We start from the raw sequence: 22,015 nt of genomic DNA on the forward strand, positions 1-22,015 counted from the left end.
ATGGCAAACCTCACAACGGTGAACAGGCACCCGGCACCCGCCCCGCCGAACCCTTTAAGGTGACGGACGTGGCTGAACCAAGGGACGTGCCCGTCGCGCTGTCGACAGCCTCCGTGTATCCGGAGTCCACGGCGACGGCCTTCGAGATCGCCGCCCGGCTGGGATACGACGGCGTCGAGGTCATGGTGTGGACCGACCCGGTCAGCCAGGACATCGAGGCGCTGCGCCGGCTGTCGGACTACCACGGCATCCCGGTCCTGGCCGTGCACGCGCCCTGTCTGCTGATCACCCAGCGGGTGTGGTCCACCGACCCCTGGACCAAGCTGCGCCGGGCGCAGGCCGCCGCCGAGAAACTGGGCGCCTCCACCGTCGTCGTACACCCCCCGTTCCGCTGGCAGCGGCAGTACGCCCGCGACTTCGTCGCCGGGATCTGGCGGATGGCGGACGAGACCGACGTGCGGTTCGCCGTCGAGAACATGTACCCCTGGCGCTACCGCGACCGCGAGATGCTCGCCTACGCCCCCGCCTGGGACGTCACCGGCGACGACTACCGGCACTTCACCATCGACCTCAGCCACACGGCGACGGCCCGCACCGACGCCCTGGCGATGATCGACCGCATGGGCGACCGGCTCGGGCACGTGCACCTCGCCGACGGGCGCGGTTCGGCCAAGGACGAGCACCTGGTGCCGGGCCGCGGCACCCAGCCCTGCGCCGAGCTGCTGGAACACCTGACCGTCTCCGGTTTCGACGGCCACGTCGTCATCGAGGTCAACACCCGGCGGGCGATGTCGAGCGCCGAGCGCGAGGCCGACCTCGCCGAGGCCCTGGCCTTCACCCGCAAGCACCTGGCCGCCGCCGTCCGCCTCCCCCGGCGATGACCGGCCCCGCCGAGGCGCCCGGACCCGCCGCCCGCCGCCGTGGCCGGCCCCCGCGCACCGACGCCGCGGGCACCCGCGACCGCATCCTCACGGCGGCCCGCGAGGAGTTCTCCGCGCACGGCTACGACCGGACGTCCGTGCGCCGGATCGCCCAGGCGGCCGGCGTGGACTCCGCGCTGGTCCACCACTACTTCGGCACCAAGGAACAGGTCTTCGCGGCGGCCGTGGAGGTCGCCTTCGCCCCCGCCCTCGGCGCCCCGGACACCCTGGCCGAGGGCCCGCCCCAGGCGGTGGGGGAGCGGCTGGCCCGCTTCATGTTCGGCGTCTGGGAGAACCCGGAGACCCGGGCACCGCTGCTGGCGATCCTCCGCTCCGCGCTCACCGACGACACCGCCGCCGCCGTCTTCCGCCGCCTGGTCGCCGAGCAGCTGACCCACCGTGTCGCCGAGCGCCTGCGGCTGCCGGACGCCGAACTGCGCGCCCAGCTGGCCGCCGCCCAGCTGGTGGGCGCGGTCGTGCTGCGGTACGTGATCAGACTGGAACCGCTGGCCTCGGCCGACCCGGAGCAGCTCGTCGCGCACGTGGCCCCCGTCGTACAGCGGCACCTCACGCAGCCCTGACACCACCCGGGGTGAAACACTCGTCCCGCATCGCGGACAACCGTGTCCATCCCTTGGAGCAGCGGCGTAGTCTCGGAGAAAGCCAGAATTGTCCATCGAGGAGCGAGCGACGATGCCCGAGCTGAGGTCCCGCACAGTCACCCACGGCCGCAACATGGCGGGCGCCCGCGCCCTTATGCGCGCCTCCGGTGTACCCGGCGCGGACATCGGCCGCAAGCCGATCATCGCGGTCGCGAACTCCTTCACCGAGTTCGTGCCGGGCCACACCCACCTCCAGCCGGTCGGCCGCATCGTCAGCGAGGCGATCACCGAGGCGGGCGGCATCCCGCGCGAGTTCAACACCATCGCCGTGGACGACGGCATCGCCATGGGCCACGGCGGCATGCTCTACTCGCTGCCCTCCCGCGACCTGATCGCGGACTCGGTGGAGTACATGGTGGAGGCCCACTGCGCCGACGCCCTGGTCTGCATCTCCAACTGCGACAAGATCACCCCGGGCATGCTGATGGCCGCCCTGCGCCTGAACATCCCGACGGTCTTCGTCTCCGGCGGCCCCATGGAGGCCGGCCGCGCCACCCTGGTCGACGGCACCGTCCGCACCCTCGACCTGATCGACGCCATCTCCGAGGCCGCCAACGACAAGGTCTCCGACGCCGACATCCTGCGCATCGAGGAGAACGCCTGCCCGACCTGCGGCAGCTGTTCCGGCATGTTCACCGCCAACTCGATGAACTGCCTCACCGAGGCCATCGGCCTCTCCCTGCCGGGCAACGGCTCGGTCCTCGCCACCCATACCGCGCGCAAGCAGCTCTACGTCGACGCGGCCCGCACGGTCATGGACCTCACCCGCCGCTACTACGAGCAGGACGACGACACCGTCCTGCCGCGCAACATCGCCACCTTCCAGGCGTTCGAGAACGCCATGGCCCTGGACATCGCGATGGGCGGCTCCACCAACACGATCCTGCACCTGCTGGCCGCCGCCCAGGAGGCGGGCGTCCCCTTCGGCCTGGAGCAGATCGACGCCGTCTCCCGCCGCGTCCCCTGCCTCGCCAAGGTCGCCCCCAACGTCGCCAAGAACCGCACGTACTACATGGAGGACGTGCACCGGGCCGGCGGCATCCCCGCCCTGCTCGGCGAGCTGCACCGGGCCGGCCTGCTCAACGAGGACGTGCACGCCGTGCACAGCCCGTCCCTCGCCGACTGGCTCAAGACCTGGGACGTGCGCGGCGGCTCCCCCTCCCCCGAGGCCGTCGAACTGTGGCACGCGGCCCCCGGCTGCGTCCGCTCCGCCGAGGCCTTCTCCCAGTCCGAGCGCTGGGAGACCCTGGACGACGACGCCGAAAGCGGCTGCATCCGCTCCGCCGAGCACGCCTACTCCAAAGACGGCGGCCTCGCGGTCCTCAGGGGCAACCTGGCCGTCGACGGCTGCGTGGTCAAGACGGCCGGCGTCGACGAGTCGATCTGGACCTTCGAGGGCCCGGCCGTGGTCTGCGAGTCCCAGGAGGAGGCCGTCCAGCGGATCCTCACCCAGGAGGTCAAGGAGGGCGACGTCGTCGTCATCCGCTACGAGGGCCCCAAGGGCGGCCCCGGCATGCAGGAGATGCTGTACCCGACGTCGTACCTGAAGGGCCGCGGCCTCGGCAAGAGCTGCGCGCTGATCACCGACGGCCGCTTCTCGGGCGGCACTTCGGGCCTGTCCATCGGCCACGCCTCCCCGGAGGCGGCCTCCGGCGGCACCATCGCCCTCGTCCGGGACGGCGACCGCATCCGCATCGACATCCCGAACCGGTCGATCGAGCTGCTGGTGGACGACGCCGAACTGGCCCGCCGCACCGAGGAGCTGAACGGCACCTACGCCCCGAAGGACCGCGACCGCAAGGTCTCCGCCGCCCTGCGCGCCTACGCCGCGATGGCGACCAGCGCCGACAAGGGCGCGGTGCGCGACGTGAGCAAGCTCGGCTGATCCCCGCGACACCCGGAAGGGGCCGCCTCCACCAGGGGGCGGCCCCTTTTCCGTCTCACCAGGCCGACGGGTCCCGCCCGTCGAGCGCGAACACCGAGCCGTCCGGAGCGGTGCCGTACACCTGAGGGGCGGCGAGGACGGGCGCGGCCCGCAGCGCCGCGACCGCCTGCGAACCGGCCCCCGGCCGGGCCGGTGTCTGCCCCGCGAGCCGCCCGCCGCGCACCTCCACGGCCAGCAGCCGGCCGTCACCCGCCGAGAAGTACAGGTACCGGTCCCCGACGACCGGCGCCGAGCCGCGGCTCACCGACGTCTCCAGGTGCCACACCCGCTCGCCCGCCCCGGTGTCCACGGCGTCCAGGCCGCCGTTCACGTCCAGCAGGTAGACCACACCGCGACGCACGGCGGCGTGCACGTCCGGCCGGGGCGCCGGCAGCGGCACCCGGCGCGCGGTCCGGGACGCGGCGTCGTACCGCACCACGGCATCGGTGTCGCCGTACACCGGATCGGCCGCCGTGAAGTACATGGCGCCGCCCTCGGCCCCGACCGGCCGGAGCAGCCCGGACAGCCGGGCGTCCCAGCGCACCGCACCCGTCGCCGGGTCGAAGGCCACGACCCGGGTGCTCCTGCCGTCGGCGCTGGTCGTCGTCGCACAGGCGAGCGCACCGGCCGCACCGTCGTCCGGGAAGGTGTCGACGCGCAGTGGGCCGTCGCCCGGCAGCCGATGGCTCCAGCTCGTCCGCCCCGAGCGGCCGTCGACCCCCGTGACCGTGCCGTCCGCGCCCGTGATCAGCAGCGTCCCGGCCGTGTACCGGGTGCCGGCGCCCGTGGGCAGGGCACGCCGCCAGCGGGTGCGGCCCGTGCCCGGGTCCAGCGCCACCGCGTCCCCGGCCTGGTCGCGCACCTGCACCAGCCCGCCCGACACCACCGGGGCCCCGCTCCAGCGCGCCCCCGCGAAGGGATGCCGCCACAGCACCCGGCCACCGCGCGCGTCGAGCGCGTACGCCTGACCGCCACCGGCGCACAGCAGCTTCCCCGCGCCGAAGGCGCACCGGGGCGCGGCCGCCTGCCCGGCGACCGGCTTCGTACGCCACCCGGCGAACCCCACCGCCGCCGTCCGCGGATTCCCCGGCTTCCCGTCGTCGCCCAGCCAGTGCACGGAGGCCAGCACTCCGCCCGCCACGAGCCCGAGCGTCCCGGCCACCACGGCCGCGAGCCGCCCCGGCCGCAGCCCCCGGCCCCGCGACTTCTTCTCCTCTCCCCTGTCCTTCCCCTCCTTCGGAGACGGCGGCACGTCCGCGCCCGGGTCCACCGGACCCACGGCACCGGAGGTCCGCTGCGCCGGTATGAACGCCTGCGTGTCGTACGCCGCCGCCACCGACCGCAGCTGCCGCATCAGCTCGTCCGGCGTGGGCCGGTCCTCCGGCTCCTTGGCCAGACAGCGCTCGACCAGCGGCGCCAGGGACCGCGGCACCCCCGACAGATCGGGCTCGTCGTGCACCACCTGATAGGCGACGACATACGGGCTGTCGGAGTCGAACGGCCCCCGCCCGGTCGCCGCGTGCACCAGCACCGAACCCAGCGCGAAGACGTCCGCGGCCGACCCCACCTCCCGCGGCCGCCGGAACTGCTCGGGCGCCATGAACGGCGGCGTCCCGATCAACTTGCCGGTCTCCGTGCGCAGTTCGCTGTCCTTGGGCCGGGAGATACCGAAGTCGATGACCTTCGGACCGTCCTCCGCGAGCAGTACGTTGCTCGGCTTGAGATCCCGGTGCACCACGCCCACACGGTGAATGTCGCGCAACGCCTCCGCGAGCCCCGCCATCAGCCGCCGCAACTGCCCGGCGTCCAGCGGCCCGTGCTGCTTCACCTGCTCGGACAGGGTCGGCCCGGGAATGAACAGCGTGGCCATCCACGGCCGTTCGGCCTCCGGATCCGCGTCCACCACCGGCGCGGTGAAGGCACCGCTGACCCGGCGCGCCGCGGCCACCTCCTGCCGGAACCGCCCCCGGAACTCCCGGTCCCGCGCGAACTCGGCGTGCACGACCTTCACCGCGAGCCGCAGCCCGGACGTACTGCGGGCGAGGTGGACCACCCCCATGCCACCGGACCCCAGCCGTGACTCCAGACGGTAGTGACCGGCATACTCGGGCATATCGGCCTCCGCGCCCGCTCCGGTGCTGCGCTGTGGCGTCATCGACTGGACCGCCCCCCGTGCTCCTCGTCCGCGCGACGCACGGAGCCTAGTCGATGGCTCGTACCAGACCGAGGCGGCTTGCTAACCTCCGTTCGCCAATCAGCAGTCCCATGCGGCCATGGGACTCACGGGGGAGGAAACCGCATGTCCGTCCGTTATTACCCGGTCGCCCCGGGCGTCCGCGTGAACGTCCGCAGCGGCCCCGGCACCGGCTACGGCGTCACCCGCGTCCTGCCCGAGGGCGCCAAGGTGCCGATCTACTGCCAGACCCCGGGGACCACGGTCACCGGCACGTACGGCACCACGAACATCTGGGACAACATCAGCGACGGCGAGTTCGTCTCCGACGCCTACGTCCACACCGGCAGCGACGGCTACGTGGCCGACCGCTGCGGCTGACCCGCACCAGGCGTCGCCCCGCCCGCGACCCCTCCGCCGCCCGGCGCCATAATCGTCCCGTGAGCGACGAAACCGGCACCCCGGGCACCCCGGAGGGCTCCGCGGGCGGCCCTCGCCCCGAACCCCTGCGCTTCTTCGGCACGTCCTGGGTGCACCACGACGACGGCTACGCGCTGCGCCGCACCGGAGTCGCCATCGGCTCCCTCGCCGCGGCGGTCGTCTCCTGCCTGGTGCTGCGCTTCGCCTTCCAGGGCATCCGGATCGCCGGCACCGGCACCTTCGTGACCGTGCTGATCGTCGCCATGTTCGCGGTCTGCACCGCGCTCGCCTTCGGCAACACCTGGGGCGGCTTCGGCAAGCGCCCCGACCCCCAGCGCCAGTCCTCCCTGCGCGGCCTGCTCGCCATCGGCTTCGTCGGCATCCTGCTCGCCTACTTCCTGCGCTCCCTCACCGAGGCCCCGGGCGAACGACTGCACCGCGAGGAGTACGAGACGGCCCGCGCGGAGCACGCCGCACGCACCACCCGCCGCTCGGGCAACCCGGCGAAGAAGAAGCGCCGCCGCTGACCCGGCGGGCCGAAAGCCGCTGTCACCGGTCCCGGCCACCGAGCACCATGGGGGTATGACGACCACGCAGCCGCCCGCCGCCGAGCGCTCCGCCCGCGCCCACTCCTTCAACGCGGCCGCCGCCCAGTACGCGGCCAGCCGTCCCTCCTACCCGTCCGCCCTCTTCGACACCATCGAGGAGACGGCCGGCCGGTCCCTGTCCGGCGCGCGGGTGGTGGACGTCGGCGCGGGCACCGGCATCGCCACCGCGCTGCTGCACGCGCGCGGCGCGGACGTCCTCGCGATCGAGCCCGGCGAGGGCATGGCCGCGGAGTTCCGCCGCGGCAACCCGGACATCCCGCTGCTGCGGGCCAACGGCAACGCCCTTCCCCTCGCCGACGCCACGACCGACTTCCTCACCTACGCCCAGGCCTGGCACTGGACCGACCCGGCCCAGTCGGTGCCGGAGGCGCTGCGGGTGCTGCGACCGGGCGGCGCGCTGGCGCTGTGGTGGAACACGGACGCCTTCGACATCGAGTGGATCGCGCGGGCGGCGGAGCGCGAGGGCCGCTTCTTCGGCTTCGACCCGGCCGAGCGGTACGCGAAGGCCAACGAGCGGCTGGACCTGGCCGACCCGAGCGGCCGCCTCGACTTCGCCCGCCACAAGATCCGCTGGAGCCGCCGGGTCACCCTCGACACCCACCTCGCCAACATCGGCAGCCACTCGCTCTTCCTGGTCCTGGACGAGCCCCGGCGCACCGCCTTCCTCGACGAGGAGCGCGGCCACCTCCTGGAGGTCTTCCCGGACGGCGTCGTGGAGGAGACGTACGACGTGCTCCTGCTGGTGGCGAGGAAGGGCTGAGGGCCTGCGGGGCGCGCCGTTCCGCAGGCCGGACAGCCGCCCCGCCGCCCGGAGCACCGGTGCCAGACTGAACCGCATGAGCCAGAAAGTCGCAGTACTCGGCACCGGGAAGATCGGCGAAGCCCTGCTCAGCGGAATGATCCGGGCCGGCTGGGCGCCCGCCGACCTCCTGGTCACCGCCCGCCGCCCCGAACGCGCCGAAGAGCTCCGCGCCCGCCACGGCGTCACCCCGGTCACCAACACCGAGGCCGCCAAGACCGCCGACACCCTGATCCTCACGGTCAAACCGCAGGACATGGGCGCCCTCCTGGACGAGCTGGCCCCGCACGTCCCCGCCGACCGACTGGTCATCAGCGGCGCCGCCGGCATCCCGACCGCCTTCTTCGAGGAGCGCCTCGCCCAGGGCACCCCGGTCGTCCGCGTCATGACGAACACCCCCGCCCTCGTCGACGAGGCCATGTCCGTCATCTCCGCCGGCACCCACGCGACCCCGGACCACCTGGCCACCGCGGAGAACATCTTCGGCGCCGTCGGCAAGACCCTGCGTGTCCCCGAGAGCCAGCAGGACGCCTGCACCGCCCTGTCCGGGTCGGGACCGGCGTACTTCTTCTATCTGGTCGAGGCCATGACCGACGCCGGCATCCTGCTGGGCCTGCCCCGCGACAAGGCCCACGAACTCATCGTCCAGTCCGCGATCGGCGCCGCCGTGATGCTCCGCGACAGCGGGGAGCACCCGGTCAAGCTCCGCGAGAACGTCACCTCCCCGGCCGGTACGACGATCAACGCCATCCGCGAGCTGGAGAACCACGGCGTCCGCGCCGCCCTCATCGCCGCCCTGGAGGCCGCCCGCGACCGCAGTCGTGAGCTGGCCACCGGCAAGAAGGACTGACCCCGACGCGGGGGCCGGCCCGGAGTTGACACACCTCGGAGCGATCCGTAAGGTACTCCGAGTTGTCCGACGTGAGCGCCGACTCCGGTCGGTCCCCGGACAGCCATTCCGTGAGCACCACCCACTCCCGACACCCCGGTGTCGAAAGTTTTGGCGTGCGTATTTGCGAAATGAGGAATCCGCGTTCGAAAGGGCGCAGGCCCCCGATTAGCTCGGGAGCCGGGAATCCGCTAAAGTCTCACTCGTCGGAACGGCCCAACGGCCGGGAAGGCAAACCCCCCTGACTGGGAGTCAGACGCCGAAAGGATCTGATAGAGTCGGAACCGCCGGAAAGGGAAACGCGGAAGCGGAAACCTGGAAAGCACCGAGGAAATCGGATCGAGAAAAGATCTGATAGAGTCGGAAACACCGAAGGGAAGCGCCCGGAGGAAAGCCCGAGAGGGTGAGTACAAAGGAAGCGACCGTTCCTTGAGAACTCAACAGCGTGCCAAAAGTCAACGCCAGATATGTTGATACCCCGTCCATCGGATCACCGATGGTCGAGGTTCCTTTGAAAAAACACAGCGAGGACGCTGAGGACGATCGGACTATTCCTCCGGTCGTTCCGCTCCCGTGTGTGCCAACCGGCTGAAATATTTTTTGGCCGAGTAAACATTCACGGAGAGTTTGATCCTGGCTCAGGACGAACGCTGGCGGCGTGCTTAACACATGCAAGTCGAACGATGAAGCCCTTCGGGGTGGATTAGTGGCGAACGGGTGAGTAACACGTGGGCAATCTGCCCTGCACTCTGGGACAAGCCCTGGAAACGGGGTCTAATACCGGATATGACCGTCTTGGGCATCCTTGATGGTGTAAAGCTCCGGCGGTGCAGGATGAGCCCGCGGCCTATCAGCTTGTTGGTGAGGTAATGGCTCACCAAGGCGACGACGGGTAGCCGGCCTGAGAGGGCGACCGGCCACACTGGGACTGAGACACGGCCCAGACTCCTACGGGAGGCAGCAGTGGGGAATATTGCACAATGGGCGAAAGCCTGATGCAGCGACGCCGCGTGAGGGATGACGGCCTTCGGGTTGTAAACCTCTTTCAGCAGGGAAGAAGCGAGAGTGACGGTACCTGCAGAAGAAGCGCCGGCTAACTACGTGCCAGCAGCCGCGGTAATACGTAGGGCGCAAGCGTTGTCCGGAATTATTGGGCGTAAAGAGCTCGTAGGCGGCTTGTCACGTCGGTTGTGAAAGCCCGGGGCTTAACCCCGGGTCTGCAGTCGATACGGGCAGGCTAGAGTTCGGTAGGGGAGATCGGAATTCCTGGTGTAGCGGTGAAATGCGCAGATATCAGGAGGAACACCGGTGGCGAAGGCGGATCTCTGGGCCGATACTGACGCTGAGGAGCGAAAGCGTGGGGAGCGAACAGGATTAGATACCCTGGTAGTCCACGCCGTAAACGGTGGGCACTAGGTGTGGGCAACATTCCACGTTGTCCGTGCCGCAGCTAACGCATTAAGTGCCCCGCCTGGGGAGTACGGCCGCAAGGCTAAAACTCAAAGGAATTGACGGGGGCCCGCACAAGCGGCGGAGCATGTGGCTTAATTCGACGCAACGCGAAGAACCTTACCAAGGCTTGACATACACCGGAAAGCATTAGAGATAGTGCCCCCCTTGTGGTCGGTGTACAGGTGGTGCATGGCTGTCGTCAGCTCGTGTCGTGAGATGTTGGGTTAAGTCCCGCAACGAGCGCAACCCTTGTCCCGTGTTGCCAGCAGGCCCTTGTGGTGCTGGGGACTCACGGGAGACCGCCGGGGTCAACTCGGAGGAAGGTGGGGACGACGTCAAGTCATCATGCCCCTTATGTCTTGGGCTGCACACGTGCTACAATGGCCGGTACAATGAGCTGCGATACCGTGAGGTGGAGCGAATCTCAAAAAGCCGGTCTCAGTTCGGATTGGGGTCTGCAACTCGACCCCATGAAGTCGGAGTCGCTAGTAATCGCAGATCAGCATTGCTGCGGTGAATACGTTCCCGGGCCTTGTACACACCGCCCGTCACGTCACGAAAGTCGGTAACACCCGAAGCCGGTGGCCCAACCCCTTGTGGGAGGGAGCTGTCGAAGGTGGGACTGGCGATTGGGACGAAGTCGTAACAAGGTAGCCGTACCGGAAGGTGCGGCTGGATCACCTCCTTTCTAAGGAGCACTTCTTACCGGGCTTGCCTGGTCAGAGGCCAGTACATCAGCGAATGTCTGATGCTGGTTGCTCATGGGTGGAACGTTGACTACTCGGCACTTTTCGGATGGCTCTTCTTCCTAGTACTGCTTCGGCGTGGAACGGATGAGAGGGCAGCGGAGGGTGTCGGGCACGCTGTTGGGTGTCTGAGGGAATGATCTTCTCCTCAGTCGCCGGCCCCAGTGCACTCACCGGTTTTGCTGGTGGGGTGATGGGTGGCTGGTCGTTGTTTGAGAACTGCACAGTGGACGCGAGCATCTGTGGCCAAGTTTTTAAGGGCGCACGGTGGATGCCTTGGCACCAGGAACCGATGAAGGACGTGGGAGGCCGCGATAGTCCCCGGGGAGTCGTCAACCAGGCTTTGATCCGGGGGTTTCCGAATGGGGAAACCCGGCAGTCGTCATGGGCTGTCACCCGCTGCTGAACACATAGGCAGTGTGGAGGGAACGAGGGGAAGTGAAACATCTCAGTACCCTCAGGAAGAGAAAACAACCGTGATTCCGGGAGTAGTGGCGAGCGAAACCGGATGAGGCCAAACCGTATGCGTGTGAGACCCGGCAGGGGTTGCGTGTGCGGGGTTGTGGGATCTCTCTTCTACGGTCTGCCGGCCGTAGGGCGAGTTAGAAACCGTTGATGTAGGCGAAGGACATGCGAAAGGTCCGGCGTAGAGGGTAAGACCCCCGTAGTCGAAATGTCAGCGGCTTGCTTGAGAGACACCCAAGTAGCACGGGGCCCGAGAAATCCCGTGTGAATCTGGCGGGACCACCCGCTAAGCCTAAATATTCCCTGGTGACCGATAGCGGATAGTACCGTGAGGGAATGGTGAAAAGTACCCCGGGAGGGGAGTGAAATAGTACCTGAAACCGTGTGCCTACAAGCCGTGGGAGCGTCGGAAATACTTCGGTGTTTCTCGTGACTGCGTGCCTTTTGAAGAATGAGCCTGCGAGTTTGCGGTGTGTTGCGAGGTTAACCCGGGTGGGGAAGCCGTAGCGAAAGCGAGTCCGAATAGGGCGTTTTTAGTAGCACGCTCAAGACCCGAAGCGGAGTGATCTAGCCATGGGCAGGTTGAAGCGGAGGTAAGACTTCGTGGAGGACCGAACCCACCAGGGTTGAAAACCTGGGGGATGACCTGTGGTTAGGGGTGAAAGGCCAATCAAACTCCGTGATAGCTGGTTCTCCCCGAAATGCATTTAGGTGCAGCGTCGTGTGTTTCTTGCCGGAGGTAGAGCACTGGATAGGCGATGGGCCCTACCGGGTTACTGACCTTAGCCAAACTCCGAATGCCGGTAAGTGAGAGCGCGGCAGTGAGACTGTGGGGGATAAGCTCCATGGTCGAGAGGGAAACAGCCCAGAGCATCGACTAAGGCCCCTAAGCGTACGCTAAGTGGGAAAGGATGTGGAGTCGCACAGACAACCAGGAGGTTGGCTTAGAAGCAGCCACCCTTGAAAGAGTGCGTAATAGCTCACTGGTCTAGTGATTCCGCGCCGACAATGTAGCGGGGCTCAAGCGTACCGCCGAAGTCGTGTCATTGCAGCATTAGGGCCAACGCCTGCTGTGATGGGTAGGGGAGCGTCGTCTGCCGGGTGAAGCAGCACCGGAAGGTAGTTGTGGACGGTTGACGAGTGAGAATGCAGGCATGAGTAGCGATTCACACGTGAGAAACGTGTGCGCCGATTGACTAAGGGTTCCTGGGTCAAGCTGATCTGCCCAGGGTAAGTCGGGACCTAAGGCGAGGCCGACAGGCGTAGTCGATGGATAACCGGTTGATATTCCGGTACCCGCTGTGAAGCGTCAAACATCGAGCATCGTGATGCTAAGGCCGTGAAGCCGCCCTGGATCCTTCGGGTGAAGGGGAGTGGTGGAGCCGCTGAACCAAGCGGTTAGTAGGTGAGTGATGGGGTGACGCAGGAAGGTAGTCCATCCCGGGCGGTGGTTGTCCCGGGGTAAGGGTGTAGGCCGCAAGGTAGGCAAATCCGCCTTGCATACGGCTGAGACCTGATGCCGAGCCGATTGTGGTGAAGTGGATGATCCTATGCTGTCGAGAAAAGCCTCTAGCGAGTTTCATGGCGGCCCGTACCCTAAACCGACTCAGGTGGTCAGGTAGAGAATACCGAGGCGTTCGGGTGAACTATGGTTAAGGAACTCGGCAAAATGCCCCCGTAACTTCGGGAGAAGGGGGGCCACACCTGGTGATGATCTTTACGGTCTGAGCTGGGGGTGGCCGCAGAGACCAGCGAGAAGCGACTGTTTACTAAAAACACAGGTCCGTGCGAAGCCGTAAGGCGATGTATACGGACTGACGCCTGCCCGGTGCTGGAACGTTAAGGGGACCGGTTAGCTCCACTTCGGTGGGGCGAAGCTGAGAACTTAAGCGCCAGTAAACGGCGGTGGTAACTATAACCATCCTAAGGTAGCGAAATTCCTTGTCGGGTAAGTTCCGACCTGCACGAATGGCGTAACGACTTCTCGACTGTCTCAACCATAGGCCCGGTGAAATTGCACTACGAGTAAAGATGCTCGTTTCGCGCAGCAGGACGGAAAGACCCCGGGACCTTTACTACAGTTTGATATTGGTGTTCGGTTCGGCTTGTGTAGGATAGCTGGGAGACTGTGAAGCGGCCACGCCAGTGGTTGTGGAGTCGTCGTTGAAATACCAGTCTGGTCGTGCTGGATGTCTAACCTGGGTCCGTGATCCGGATCAGGGACAGTGTCTGATGGGTAGTTTAACTGGGGCGGTTGCCTCCTAAAGGGTAACGGAGGCGCCCAAAGGTTCCCTCAGCCTGGTTGGCAATCAGGTGTTGAGTGTAAGTGCACAAGGGAGCTTGACTGTGAGACCGACGGGTCGAGCAGGGACGAAAGTCGGGACTAGTGATCCGGCGGTGGCTTGTGGAAGCGCCGTCGCTCAACGGATAAAAGGTACCCCGGGGATAACAGGCTGATCTTCCCCAAGAGTCCATATCGACGGGATGGTTTGGCACCTCGATGTCGGCTCGTCGCATCCTGGGGCTGGAGTCGGTCCCAAGGGTTGGGCTGTTCGCCCATTAAAGCGGTACGCGAGCTGGGTTTAGAACGTCGTGAGACAGTTCGGTCCCTATCCGCTGTGCGCGTAGGAGTCTTGAGAAGGGCTGTCCCTAGTACGAGAGGACCGGGACGGACGAACCTCTGGTGTGCCAGTTGTTCTGCCAAGGGCATGGCTGGTTGGCTACGTTCGGGAGGGATAACCGCTGAAAGCATCTAAGCGGGAAGCCTGCTTCGAGATGAGGACTCCCACCCACTTGATGGGGTAAGGCTCCCAGTAGACGACTGGGTTGATAGGCCGGATCTGGAAGCCAGGTAACTGGTGGAGGTGACCGGTACTAATAGGCCGAGGGCTTGTCCTCAGTTGCTCGCGTCCACTGTGTAAGTTCTGAGGCAACGAACGGTTGCCGGCTCAGAGCAGAACGCATAACTACAAAGTGTGCTTGTTCGCTCGAAACCATTAGGGTTTCGGTGGTTATAGCGTGAGGGAAACGCCCGGTTACATTCCGAACCCGGAAGCTAAGCCTCACAGCGCCGATGGTACTGCAGGGGGGACCCTGTGGGAGAGTAGGACGCCGCCGAACAATTTTTGAGGGGAACCCCCGCACTGTGGTGCGGGGGGTTTTCCGCGTTTCAGGGCCTTTAGGGTTGGCGTATGCGCTACGACCTCATCATCTTCGACAACGACGGCGTCCTGGTCGACAGTGAGCCGATCTCCAACCGCCACCTGGCCGCCTACCTGACCGAGCTGGGCGTCCCGACGTCGTACGAGGACTCCCTGCGGGACTACATGGGGTCGGCCATGCACCGCGTCCACGACCTCGTCCTGGAGCGCACCGGACGCCGGCTCCCCGAGGACTTCGACGACGTCCTGCACGCCCGCATCTTCGCCTCCTTCGAGCGGGAACTGCGGCCCGTCCCCGGCGCGGTGGACGTCTTGGAGAAGCTGGCCGCGGACGGAGTGCCGTACTGCGTGGCCTCCTCCGGCAGCCACCAGAAGATCAGGGTCGGGCACCGCACCGCCGGACTCGACCGGTGGTTCCAGGAGGATCGCATCTTCAGCTCGCAGGACGTCGGACGCGGCAAGCCCGCACCCGACCTCTTCCTCTACACGGCCGAACGGATGGGCGTCGCCCCGGAGCGCTGCGCGGTCGTGGAGGACTCCCCACTGGGCGTCCAGGCGGCCGTGGCGGCCGGAATGGACGTGTATGGGTTCACCGCGATGACACCCGCCGAGCGACTCACCGGCGCCACCCAACTGTTCTCCCACATGGACGAGTTGGCCGACCTGCTGATATGACCCGCGCCACCGGCGAGTGCCTGACATCTGTCATGCCGACGTCCGGACGATCGTTCCTACCAGCCCGCTCCCGCCCACGGCGAAGCTTGGGAACATGACGAAGGACACGGGGACCAAGGGCCGAGCCGAACAGCACCAGCGCGACCCGAGCGTGCTGGACGGCTTCCGGCCGCTGATCGTGGACGTGGCGGTGCCCCTCGGGGCGTACTACCTCCTCAAGGGCGCCTTCGGCGCGAGCACCTTCGCGGCGCTCGCCTGGAGCAGCGTGGTGCCGGCGGCGCGGACCCTGTGGAGCCTGGTGCGCGAGCGCCGCACCAACGCGCTGGCCGGGCTCATCCTGGCCGTCAACATCGTCTCGCTGCTGGCGGGTTACCTCTCCGGCGACCCGCGGCTGATGCTCGCCAAGGACGGCGCGGTCAGCAGCACCATCGGCATCGGAATCCTGATCTCCGTCCGGCTCGGGCGGCCGATGATGAGCACCGCCGTGCGGCCCTTCCTGGTGAAGGGGGACCCGGCGAAGGAGGCCGCGTGGCAGCGGCTCGCCACCGGCGCTTCGGCCCGCTCGGCGGCCTTCCGCAGGCACGAGAGGACCTTCTCCGCCGTCTGGGGCCTGGCACTGCTCACGGAGTGCGTGGCGCGCGTCGTGGGCGCGTACACCGTGCCCGTGGACACCATGGTCTGGCTCGGCACCGTCTTCCTGGTCGCCGCGCTGGCGACCGCCTTCCTGGTCAGCGGGGCACGGGCCGCCGAGCCGATGGAGAAACTGCTTTCCGCCGAGACGGCCGAGCCCCTGAACACCCCTGAAACTGAAGGAAATTCACCTTTGGCGATACCTACCCACAGGTAGACCGGGGCCCTACGCTCGCCGCCATGACTGATGTGCTGCGGCGCGGCAGGGCCTCGCTGGCGTTCGGTTTCTTCGCCCAGGGCGTCACGTTCGCCCTGCTGGTGACGCGGATCCCCGCCATCCAGGACCGGTACGGCATCTCCGACGCGCTGCTGCCGGTCTTCCTGGCCGCGGTGCCGGTCCTGGCCGGGGCCGGCAGCGTCGCCACCGAGCAGCTGGTGAAGCGGGTCCGGCCCAGCCGGCTGCTGCGCTGGTCCCAGCCGGTGGTGCTGCTGGCCCTGCTGGGCACCGGGGCGGGCGGCCAGGGGCAACTGGCCGCGGTGGCGGTGGCGCTCGGGGTGTTCGGGCTGGCCGTGGGCGCGCTGGACGCCTCCATGAACATGCTCGGGGTGAGCCTGCAACGGGCGTACGGGCGCAGCATCATGCTCAGCTTCCACGCGGCCTACAGCCTGGGCGGGATCGTCGGGGCGTCGCTGGCCTGGGCCGGGGCGCACTGGCAGCTGGCGCTGTGGGTGTCGTATCTGCCGGTGGTCGCGGTGCTGCTGCCGGCGGCGCTGGTGGGCAGCCGCGGATACGTCGACGGGGATCCGGCGCCGGTGGCGGAGGGGAGCGGCGGCGGGGGAGTGGTCTTCCGGCTGCTGCTGCCGCTGTGCCTGGTGATGACCTTCGCCTACATCGGGGACTCGACGGTCTCCAACTGGAGCGCGAAGTACCTGAAGGACGTGCTGGGCGGCTCCGAGCAGCTGGCGACGGTGCCGTACAACGTGTACATGGTGACCACGCTGGCCGGGCGGGCGCTGGGCGACTTCGGGGTGCGGCGGTTCGGGGCCGTGGCGGTCGTACGGCTCGGCGCGCTGCTGGCGGCCGGCGGGTTCGCGGTGGTGGCGACGGCGCCCGGGGCGTGGCTGGGGATGCTCGGGTTCACACTGCTGGGCCTGGGGCTGTGCGTGCTGGTGCCGCAGACCTTCGCGGCGGCGGGACGGCTGTTCCCCGGGGCGTCGGACGCGGCCGTGGCGCGGCTGAACATCTTCAATTACGTCGGATTCCTGGTCGGTTCGCCGCTGGTGGGGGCGGTGGGCGACGCCTGGAGCTATCGGGGGGCGATGCTGCTGCCGATGGTGTTGGTGCTGGTGACGCTCGTGTACGCCAGGTCGTTCGCGACTCAACCGGACCGATACGGTGGCGGGCATGAGCGGCCGCGCACAGCTGATGTGGGACGAGGCAGTAACGGGCTATGACTTCGGCCCGGGTCATCCGATGGACCCGGTCCGGCTGGCGCTGACCCGGAGACTGGTCGGCGCCCTGGGACTCGACCCGGAGCTGGAGATCGTCGCGGCCAAGCCGGCCGGGGAGTCGACGCTGCGACTGGTCCACCGGGAGGACTACATCGACGCGGTGAAGGCCGCCTCGGCCGATCCGGCCGGCGCCGACGGGTCGTACGGCCTCGGGACGCTGGACGACCCCGCGTTCGCCGGGATGCACGAGGTGTCCGCACTGATCGCCGGGCAGTCGGTGGCGGCGGCCGAAGCGGTGTGGCGGGGGGACGCGCTGCACGCGGTGAACTTCACGGGCGGGCTGCACCACGCGATGCCCGGCGGCGCGTCCGGGTTCTGCGTGTACAACGACGCGGCCCTCGCGATCGCGCGGCTGCTGGAACTGGGGGTCGAACGGGTCGCCTACGTGGACGTGGACGTGCACCACGGGGACGGGGTGCAGGCCGCGTTCTGGGAGGACCCCCGGGTGCTGACGATCTCCGTGCACGAACACCCCCGGACGCTGTTCCCGCAGTCCGGGTGGCCGCAGGAGACCGGCGCCGGCGCCGGGGAGGGGACCGCGGTGAACCTGCCGCTGCCGGCCGGCACGGGCGACGCGGGATGGGTACGGGCGTTCCACGCGGTGGTGCCGGAGCTGCTCGCGGAGTTCCGGCCACAGGTGCTGGTGACGCAGCACGGCGCCGACACGCACTTCGAGGACCCGCTGGCGCACCTCGCCGTCTCCCTGGACGCGCAGCGCGCCGTGCAGACGGCCTGCCACGAGCTGGCGCACGAGTACGCCGACGGGAAGTGGATCGCGCTCGGGGGCGGCGGATACGCCGTGGTGGACGTCGTGCCCCGGTCCTGGACGCACCTCGTGGGCATCGCCGCCGGAAAGCCGGTGGCGCCGGAGACGGTGATCCCCGAGGGCTGGCGCCAGGAGGTGTACGCCCGGACACGCCGGCTGGGCCCGCTGCGCATGACGGACGGCCGCTGGCCGGTGTCCTGGTCGCCCTGGGAGGACGGCTACGACCCGGCGGACCGCCTGGACCAGGCGATCCTGGCGACACGCCGGTCGGCGTTCCCCCTGCGCGGCCTGCTGCCGTAACGTCCTCGCCCGGCCACCCGGTACGGCGGGAGGCGGGAGACCGTTAGGCCGAACGTGCCGTATCGGGCCGGTGTTTCCCTCGCCGGGCCGGGCAAGGGGGCACCATCGCACCCGTGTTGAGGTATCTGCCGGCCGCCGGGCTGGCCGGGGTCGTGGGCACCTCCCGGGAACGCAGCCTCCGCAGCTACCGGTTGTTCGCGGCCCGCGACCCCCGCCTGCTGATCGGGATCGACCCGCGAGGGAATTGGGCAGAGCCGGAACTGCTCGCGTTGATGGCCGAGAAGTGTGGGGTTTCGGCCGATCCCCGGCATACTTCAGGACCGGATGTGATCGACCCCCGGCGGACCCTCGCCGCGCTGGACGCCTTCGCCGGACGGCTGGCCGCGGTGGCACAGCGTGGCGCGCCCGTGCTCCTCGGTACCGGCCACCCCCGGCCGCTGCTCGGTTTCTACGCCGCACTCGCGGACGCCCTCTCGGCGGCGGGATGTGAGGTCCTCACCCCCGCGCAGGGTCGCTGTGTCGACATATTGACCCGGTTCGGTCTACGCACGCACCGCATCGACTACGTACGACGCGTCGCGTTGGTGCGGGAAACCGAGGGCGGGCGCCCCGGTTGTGAGCCTGGCGCGCACTGTCATTCACCCCTGCCCGTCCGGGCCGTCCTGGAGGCCGCCGCGGCCGGCCCCGGCCCCCTGCCCGAGCTGGTCGTCGGCGACCACGGCTGGGTCTGCGGCGCAGGTCAGCTGGGGTTCGAGGCGATCGGTCTGGCCGACACCGACGACCCCGCGCCGTTCGTCGGCCAGGCGGAGGGCGCCGTCCGCGTCGTCGTACCCCTCGACGACGGAGCGCGGTCTAGTCACTACCGGCCGCTCACCCGCTACGTACTCAAACGCGCGTGTCTGTCACAGTAGGCCGCCGATGGGTGCACCTCTTCCCCACTCGTATCACCCGCCCCTAGTCTGGGGAGTGAGCACGCAGCGACGAAGAGTCACCGGAAGGGGAAGCCGGTGGCCGTCGAGTGCGGAAGGTGCAGGTGTGTCATGGCTGCAGCTGGCGAGAGGCCTCTGAACGAGGTTCAGTTCCTTACCGTGGCGGAGGTCGCCACGGTGATGCGAGTGTCGAAGATGACCGTGTACCGGCTGGTGCACAGCGGTCATCTGCCCGCGATCCGGGTGGGGCGGTCCTTCCGCGTCCCCGAACAAGCGGTCCACGAGTACCTCCGCGACAGCTATGTGGGGGTGGAGACGGGCTGACGACCCCCTCCGGGGGATCCCGGAGACCCTCGATTACGACCTCGGCGCTCGGTTGGGTAGGCTAGCCCCTCGTAGGTCGTGTGGGCCCATGGCGCCCAAACAACCGAGTGATGAGAAGTGAGCGAGGGTAGTCGTGGGCTCTGTTATCAAGAAGCGGCGCAAGCGGATGGCCAAGAAGAAGCACCGCAAGCTGCTCAAGCGCACGCGCGTTCAGCGTCGCAACAAGAAGTAATCCGGTCCCGCGCACGCGGGAACCGATTGCGGCGCTCCGCGAGAGCGTGTTCTGTGGCCCTCCGCCGGCAATGGCGGAGGGCCACAGCCATGTCCGGATCGTCCGGTTCGTCCTGGCCGGGGAAATTCCGCCCCTCCCGCACCGGGCGTCATCACGGCGCAACACCGACCCGCTAAGTTGGCCTTCACGGGGAACGCGGAACTTCGGTACGCGGGAAGGAAGGCGCTGATCTTGGGCAAGGTCGTGCTCGTCACCGGGGCGGCCCGGCAGCTGGGCGGCCGGTTCGTGCGGCGGATCCAGCGGGACCCGGAGGTCGAGCGTGTCATCGCGGTGGACGCGGTGCCGCCCGCGCACGAGCTGGGTGAGGCCGAGTTCATCCAGACCGACATCCGCAAGCCGGCCATAGCCAGAGTGCTGGCCGAGACGGCCGCCGACACCGTCGTCCACCTCGATGTGACGGGCACCGCGCTCGGCGGCGGCAGCCGGGCCACGGTCAAGGAGACCAACGTCATCGGCACCATGCAGCTGCTCGGTGCCTGCCAGAAGTCGCCGGCCGTCCAGCGGCTGGTGGTGAAGTCCAGCACCAATGTGTACGGCTCCGCGCCGCGCGATCCCGCCGTGTTCACCGAGACCACCCCGGCCAAGTCGCTGCCCAGCGGCGGCTTCGCGAAGGACACCGTCGAGGTCGAGGGGTACGTACGGGGGTTCGCCCGGCGCCGGCCCGACGTGGCCGTGTGCGTGCTGCGGTTCGCCAACATCCTCGGGCCGGCCGCCGACACCCCGCTCGCCTCGTACTTCGCGCTGCCGGTGCTGCCGACCGTGTTCGGCTACGACCCGCGGCTTCAGTTCGTGCACGAGGACGACGTGGTGGACGTGCTGCGGCTCGCCGCGCACGAGCCGCGCCGGGGCACCCTCAACAGCGGCACCTTCAACATCGCCGGGGACGGGGTGCTGCTGTTGTCCCAGTGCTCCCGCAGGCTCGGGCGGCCCACGGTGCCGCTGCTGCTGCCCGCGGTGACCTGGGCCGGCTCCCTGGTCCGTACGCTGGGTATGACGGACTTCTCACCGGAGCAGTTCCGGCTGCTGACCCACGGGCGGGTCGTGGACACCGTGCAGATGCGCGAGACGCTGGGCTTCACGCCCCGCTACACGACGGCGGAGGCGTTCGCGGACTTCGCCCGGGGCCAGGGCGCCGGGCTGCTGCCGCCGGAGACCGTCGCGGGAGCGGTCGACCGGATCGCCGCGACCCTGCCGGGCGGTGGCCGGTCCACGACCCACAGCGGCGACTAGCGTCAACCGAGGAGCGCGGTAACGATGGCGGACGCCAAGGTCATTCCCTTCGACGACGACCGGTCCCGGGGCTCCGGAACCGGTGCCCAGCGGCCGGGGCGGCGGCGGGGCGCGAGCGGGCGCCGCGCCGGGTCCGGCAGCGGCGGCGGGGAGCTGGGTGAGGTGCAGCGGCTGCCGGCACGGGGGCCGGAGCCGGACGAGCCGGTGGAGCGGCCCGGGTCCGGTGCGTCCGGCGGGCTGGAGCAGCGGGTGGCGGCCGGGCTGGCGTTCCTGCGGCGCCGGCTGACCGGGGAGTACGAGGTCGACGACTTCGGGTACGACGCGGAGCTGACCGACCAGGTCCTGATGTCGCTGCTGCGGCCGGTGTACGAGAAATACTTCCGGGTCGACGTGAAGGGCATCGAGAACATCCCCGACAAGGGCGGGGCGCTGATCGTCGCGAACCACTCCGGGACGCTGCCGCTGGACGGGCTGATGATGCAGGTCGCGGTGCACGACCGGCATCCGGCCGGCCGGCATCTGCGGCTGCTCGCGGCGGACCTGGTGTTCGTGCTGCCGGTGGTCAACGAGCTGGCCCGCAAGCTCGGGCACACCCTGGCGTGCGCGGAGGACGCGGAACGGCTGCTGGAGCAGGGCGAGCTGGTGGGGGTGATGCCGGAGGGGTTCAAGGGCATCGGGAAGCCCTTCGGCGAGCGGTACAAGCTCCAGCGGTTCGGGCGGGGCGGGTTCGTGTCGACGGCGTTGCGGCAGGGGGTGCCGATCGTCCCGTGCTCGATCGTCGGCGCGGAGGAGATCTATCCGATGATCGGCAACGCGAAGACGCTGGCGCGGCTGCTGGGTTTCCCGTACTTCCCGCTGACGCCGACGTTCCCCTGGCTCGGCCCGCTGGGCGCGGTGCCGCTGCCGACGAAGTGGACGATCCAGTTCGGCGAGCCGATCCCCACGGACGGCTACCCGCCGGAGGCCGCCGAGGATCCGATGCTGATGTTCAACCTCACGGACCAGGTCCGGGAGCAGATCCAGCACACGCTGTACAAGCTGCTGGTGCAGCGCAGGTCGGTCTTCTTCTGACGGTCTTGTGCTGACCGTCTTCTTCCGGCCGAGTTCTCCCGGCCGGGGGTGTACGGCGGTGGGGGCG

Annotated in this window: 17 protein-coding genes and 3 rRNA genes; 19 read left to right on the forward strand and 1 reads right to left on the reverse strand. The window is 68.5% G+C overall.

The window, feature by feature from the left end; all coding sequences use genetic code 11:
- Positions 1–68: 68 nt before the first annotated feature.
- The 3 genes from ACSP97_RS20215 (at position 69) to ilvD (ending at position 3,467) form a co-directional block, all read left to right on the forward strand.
- Positions 69–881 (forward strand): sugar phosphate isomerase/epimerase family protein, encoded by an 813-nt coding sequence (locus tag ACSP97_RS20215; protein ID WP_070022503.1) that lies wholly within the window; start codon positions 69–71, stop codon positions 879–881.
- On the forward strand, positions 878–1,501 hold the full coding sequence (locus ACSP97_RS20220; RefSeq protein ID WP_355328124.1) for a TetR/AcrR family transcriptional regulator: 624 nt from the start codon (positions 878–880) through the stop codon (positions 1,499–1,501). Before ACSP97_RS20215 ends, ACSP97_RS20220 begins: the two co-directional genes overlap by 4 nt.
- Positions 1,502–1,613: 112 nt before the next feature.
- Positions 1,614–3,467, forward strand: coding sequence for a dihydroxy-acid dehydratase (gene ilvD / locus ACSP97_RS20225; RefSeq protein WP_355328126.1), 1,854 nt, complete (start codon positions 1,614–1,616; stop codon positions 3,465–3,467).
- Between the two features lie 55 nt (positions 3,468–3,522).
- On the opposite strand, the gene ACSP97_RS20230 is transcribed toward ilvD, so the two are convergent.
- Entirely contained in the window at positions 3,523–5,661 is a 2,139-nt protein-coding gene (locus ACSP97_RS20230; protein WP_440553670.1) for a serine/threonine-protein kinase, read from the reverse strand.
- A 144-nt stretch (positions 5,662–5,805) separates the two neighbouring features.
- On the opposite strand from ACSP97_RS20230, the gene ACSP97_RS20235 reads away from it, so the two are divergent.
- From ACSP97_RS20235 to ACSP97_RS20310, 16 genes are all read left to right on the forward strand, one after another.
- Positions 5,806–6,060 (forward strand): SH3 domain-containing protein, encoded by a 255-nt coding sequence (locus ACSP97_RS20235; RefSeq protein WP_355149799.1) that lies wholly within the window; start codon positions 5,806–5,808, stop codon positions 6,058–6,060.
- 59 nt (positions 6,061–6,119) lie between these two features.
- The gene (locus tag ACSP97_RS20240) at positions 6,120–6,626 is read left to right on the forward strand and encodes an EamA/RhaT family transporter (RefSeq protein WP_440553672.1); all 507 of its coding nucleotides are present in this window, start codon (positions 6,120–6,122) and stop codon (positions 6,624–6,626) included.
- A gap of 55 nt (positions 6,627–6,681) precedes the next feature.
- Complete coding sequence (locus ACSP97_RS20245) at positions 6,682–7,467, forward strand: class I SAM-dependent methyltransferase (RefSeq protein WP_440553674.1); 786 nt, start codon at positions 6,682–6,684, stop codon at positions 7,465–7,467.
- A gap of 76 nt (positions 7,468–7,543) precedes the next feature.
- A complete protein-coding gene (proC, locus tag ACSP97_RS20250) occupies positions 7,544–8,356 on the forward strand; it encodes a pyrroline-5-carboxylate reductase (RefSeq protein ID WP_355149805.1) in 813 nt (270 codons plus the stop codon).
- A gap of 654 nt (positions 8,357–9,010) precedes the next feature.
- Positions 9,011–10,535, forward strand: a 16S ribosomal RNA gene (locus tag ACSP97_RS20255).
- Between the two features lie 302 nt (positions 10,536–10,837).
- Positions 10,838–13,956: ribosomal RNA gene (locus ACSP97_RS20260) — 23S ribosomal RNA — on the forward strand.
- 105 nt (positions 13,957–14,061) lie between these two features.
- Positions 14,062–14,178, forward strand: a 5S ribosomal RNA gene (gene rrf / locus ACSP97_RS20265).
- The 16S, 23S and 5S rRNA genes sit together here, the layout of an rRNA operon.
- Positions 14,179–14,249: 71 nt before the next feature.
- The gene (locus tag ACSP97_RS20270) at positions 14,250–14,894 is read left to right on the forward strand and encodes an HAD family hydrolase (protein ID WP_355532809.1); all 645 of its coding nucleotides are present in this window, start codon (positions 14,250–14,252) and stop codon (positions 14,892–14,894) included.
- Between the two features lie 94 nt (positions 14,895–14,988).
- Positions 14,989–15,741, forward strand: a complete 753-nt coding sequence (locus ACSP97_RS20275) for a VC0807 family protein (protein ID WP_391869862.1) — start codon at positions 14,989–14,991, stop codon at positions 15,739–15,741.
- Between the two features lie 23 nt (positions 15,742–15,764).
- Positions 15,765–16,979: an MFS transporter gene (locus ACSP97_RS20280; RefSeq protein WP_355532805.1), complete on the forward strand. Its 1,215-nt coding sequence runs from the start codon at positions 15,765–15,767 to the stop codon at positions 16,977–16,979.
- A complete protein-coding gene (locus tag ACSP97_RS20285) occupies positions 16,930–18,102 on the forward strand; it encodes an acetoin utilization protein AcuC (protein WP_440553678.1) in 1,173 nt (390 codons plus the stop codon). Before ACSP97_RS20280 ends, ACSP97_RS20285 begins: the two co-directional genes overlap by 50 nt.
- A 113-nt stretch (positions 18,103–18,215) precedes the next feature.
- Positions 18,216–19,013: a phosphatase gene (locus ACSP97_RS20290; protein ID WP_355145125.1), complete on the forward strand. Its 798-nt coding sequence runs from the start codon at positions 18,216–18,218 to the stop codon at positions 19,011–19,013.
- A gap of 129 nt (positions 19,014–19,142) precedes the next feature.
- Positions 19,143–19,355: a helix-turn-helix domain-containing protein gene (locus tag ACSP97_RS20295; protein WP_070022648.1), complete on the forward strand. Its 213-nt coding sequence runs from the start codon at positions 19,143–19,145 to the stop codon at positions 19,353–19,355.
- Between the two features lie 133 nt (positions 19,356–19,488).
- Positions 19,489–19,587, forward strand: a complete 99-nt coding sequence (locus ACSP97_RS20300; protein ID WP_003948845.1) for a 30S ribosomal protein bS22 — start codon at positions 19,489–19,491, stop codon at positions 19,585–19,587.
- 231 nt (positions 19,588–19,818) lie between these two features.
- Entirely contained in the window at positions 19,819–20,877 is a 1,059-nt protein-coding gene (locus ACSP97_RS20305) for an NAD-dependent epimerase/dehydratase family protein (RefSeq protein WP_355330873.1), read from the forward strand.
- A gap of 24 nt (positions 20,878–20,901) precedes the next feature.
- On the forward strand, positions 20,902–21,948 hold the full coding sequence (locus ACSP97_RS20310) for a lysophospholipid acyltransferase family protein (RefSeq protein ID WP_355145130.1): 1,047 nt from the start codon (positions 20,902–20,904) through the stop codon (positions 21,946–21,948).
- Positions 21,949–22,015 lie beyond the last annotated feature (67 nt).

Origin of the sequence: Streptomyces sp. SCPE 10, assembly GCF_051980735.1 — a bacterium.
GTDB classification, from domain to species: Bacteria; Actinomycetota; Actinomycetes; order Streptomycetales; family Streptomycetaceae; genus Streptomyces; species Streptomyces misionensis.

Bases quoted from the DNA above. Each gene is read 5' to 3' on its own strand.
- ACSP97_RS20220 (WP_355328124.1), top strand. From the start codon at position 878: ATGACCGGCCCCGCCGAGGCGCCCGGACCCGCCGCCCGCCGCCGTGGC.
- ilvD (WP_355328126.1), top strand. From the start codon at position 1,614: ATGCCCGAGCTGAGGTCCCGCACAGTCACCCACGGCCGCAACATGGCG.
- ACSP97_RS20230 (WP_440553670.1), bottom strand. From the start codon at position 5,661: ATGACGCCACAGCGCAGCACCGGAGCGGGCGCGGAGGCCGATATGCCC.
- ACSP97_RS20235 (WP_355149799.1), top strand. From the start codon at position 5,806: ATGTCCGTCCGTTATTACCCGGTCGCCCCGGGCGTCCGCGTGAACGTC.
- ACSP97_RS20245 (WP_440553674.1), top strand. From the start codon at position 6,682: ATGACGACCACGCAGCCGCCCGCCGCCGAGCGCTCCGCCCGCGCCCAC.
- proC (WP_355149805.1), top strand. From the start codon at position 7,544: ATGAGCCAGAAAGTCGCAGTACTCGGCACCGGGAAGATCGGCGAAGCC.
- ACSP97_RS20270 (WP_355532809.1), top strand. From the start codon at position 14,250: ATGCGCTACGACCTCATCATCTTCGACAACGACGGCGTCCTGGTCGAC.
- ACSP97_RS20275 (WP_391869862.1), top strand. From the start codon at position 14,989: ATGACGAAGGACACGGGGACCAAGGGCCGAGCCGAACAGCACCAGCGC.
- ACSP97_RS20280 (WP_355532805.1), top strand. From the start codon at position 15,765: ATGACTGATGTGCTGCGGCGCGGCAGGGCCTCGCTGGCGTTCGGTTTC.
- ACSP97_RS20285 (WP_440553678.1), top strand. From the start codon at position 16,930: ATGAGCGGCCGCGCACAGCTGATGTGGGACGAGGCAGTAACGGGCTAT.
- ACSP97_RS20295 (WP_070022648.1), top strand. From the start codon at position 19,143: ATGGCTGCAGCTGGCGAGAGGCCTCTGAACGAGGTTCAGTTCCTTACC.
- ACSP97_RS20310 (WP_355145130.1), top strand. From the start codon at position 20,902: ATGGCGGACGCCAAGGTCATTCCCTTCGACGACGACCGGTCCCGGGGC.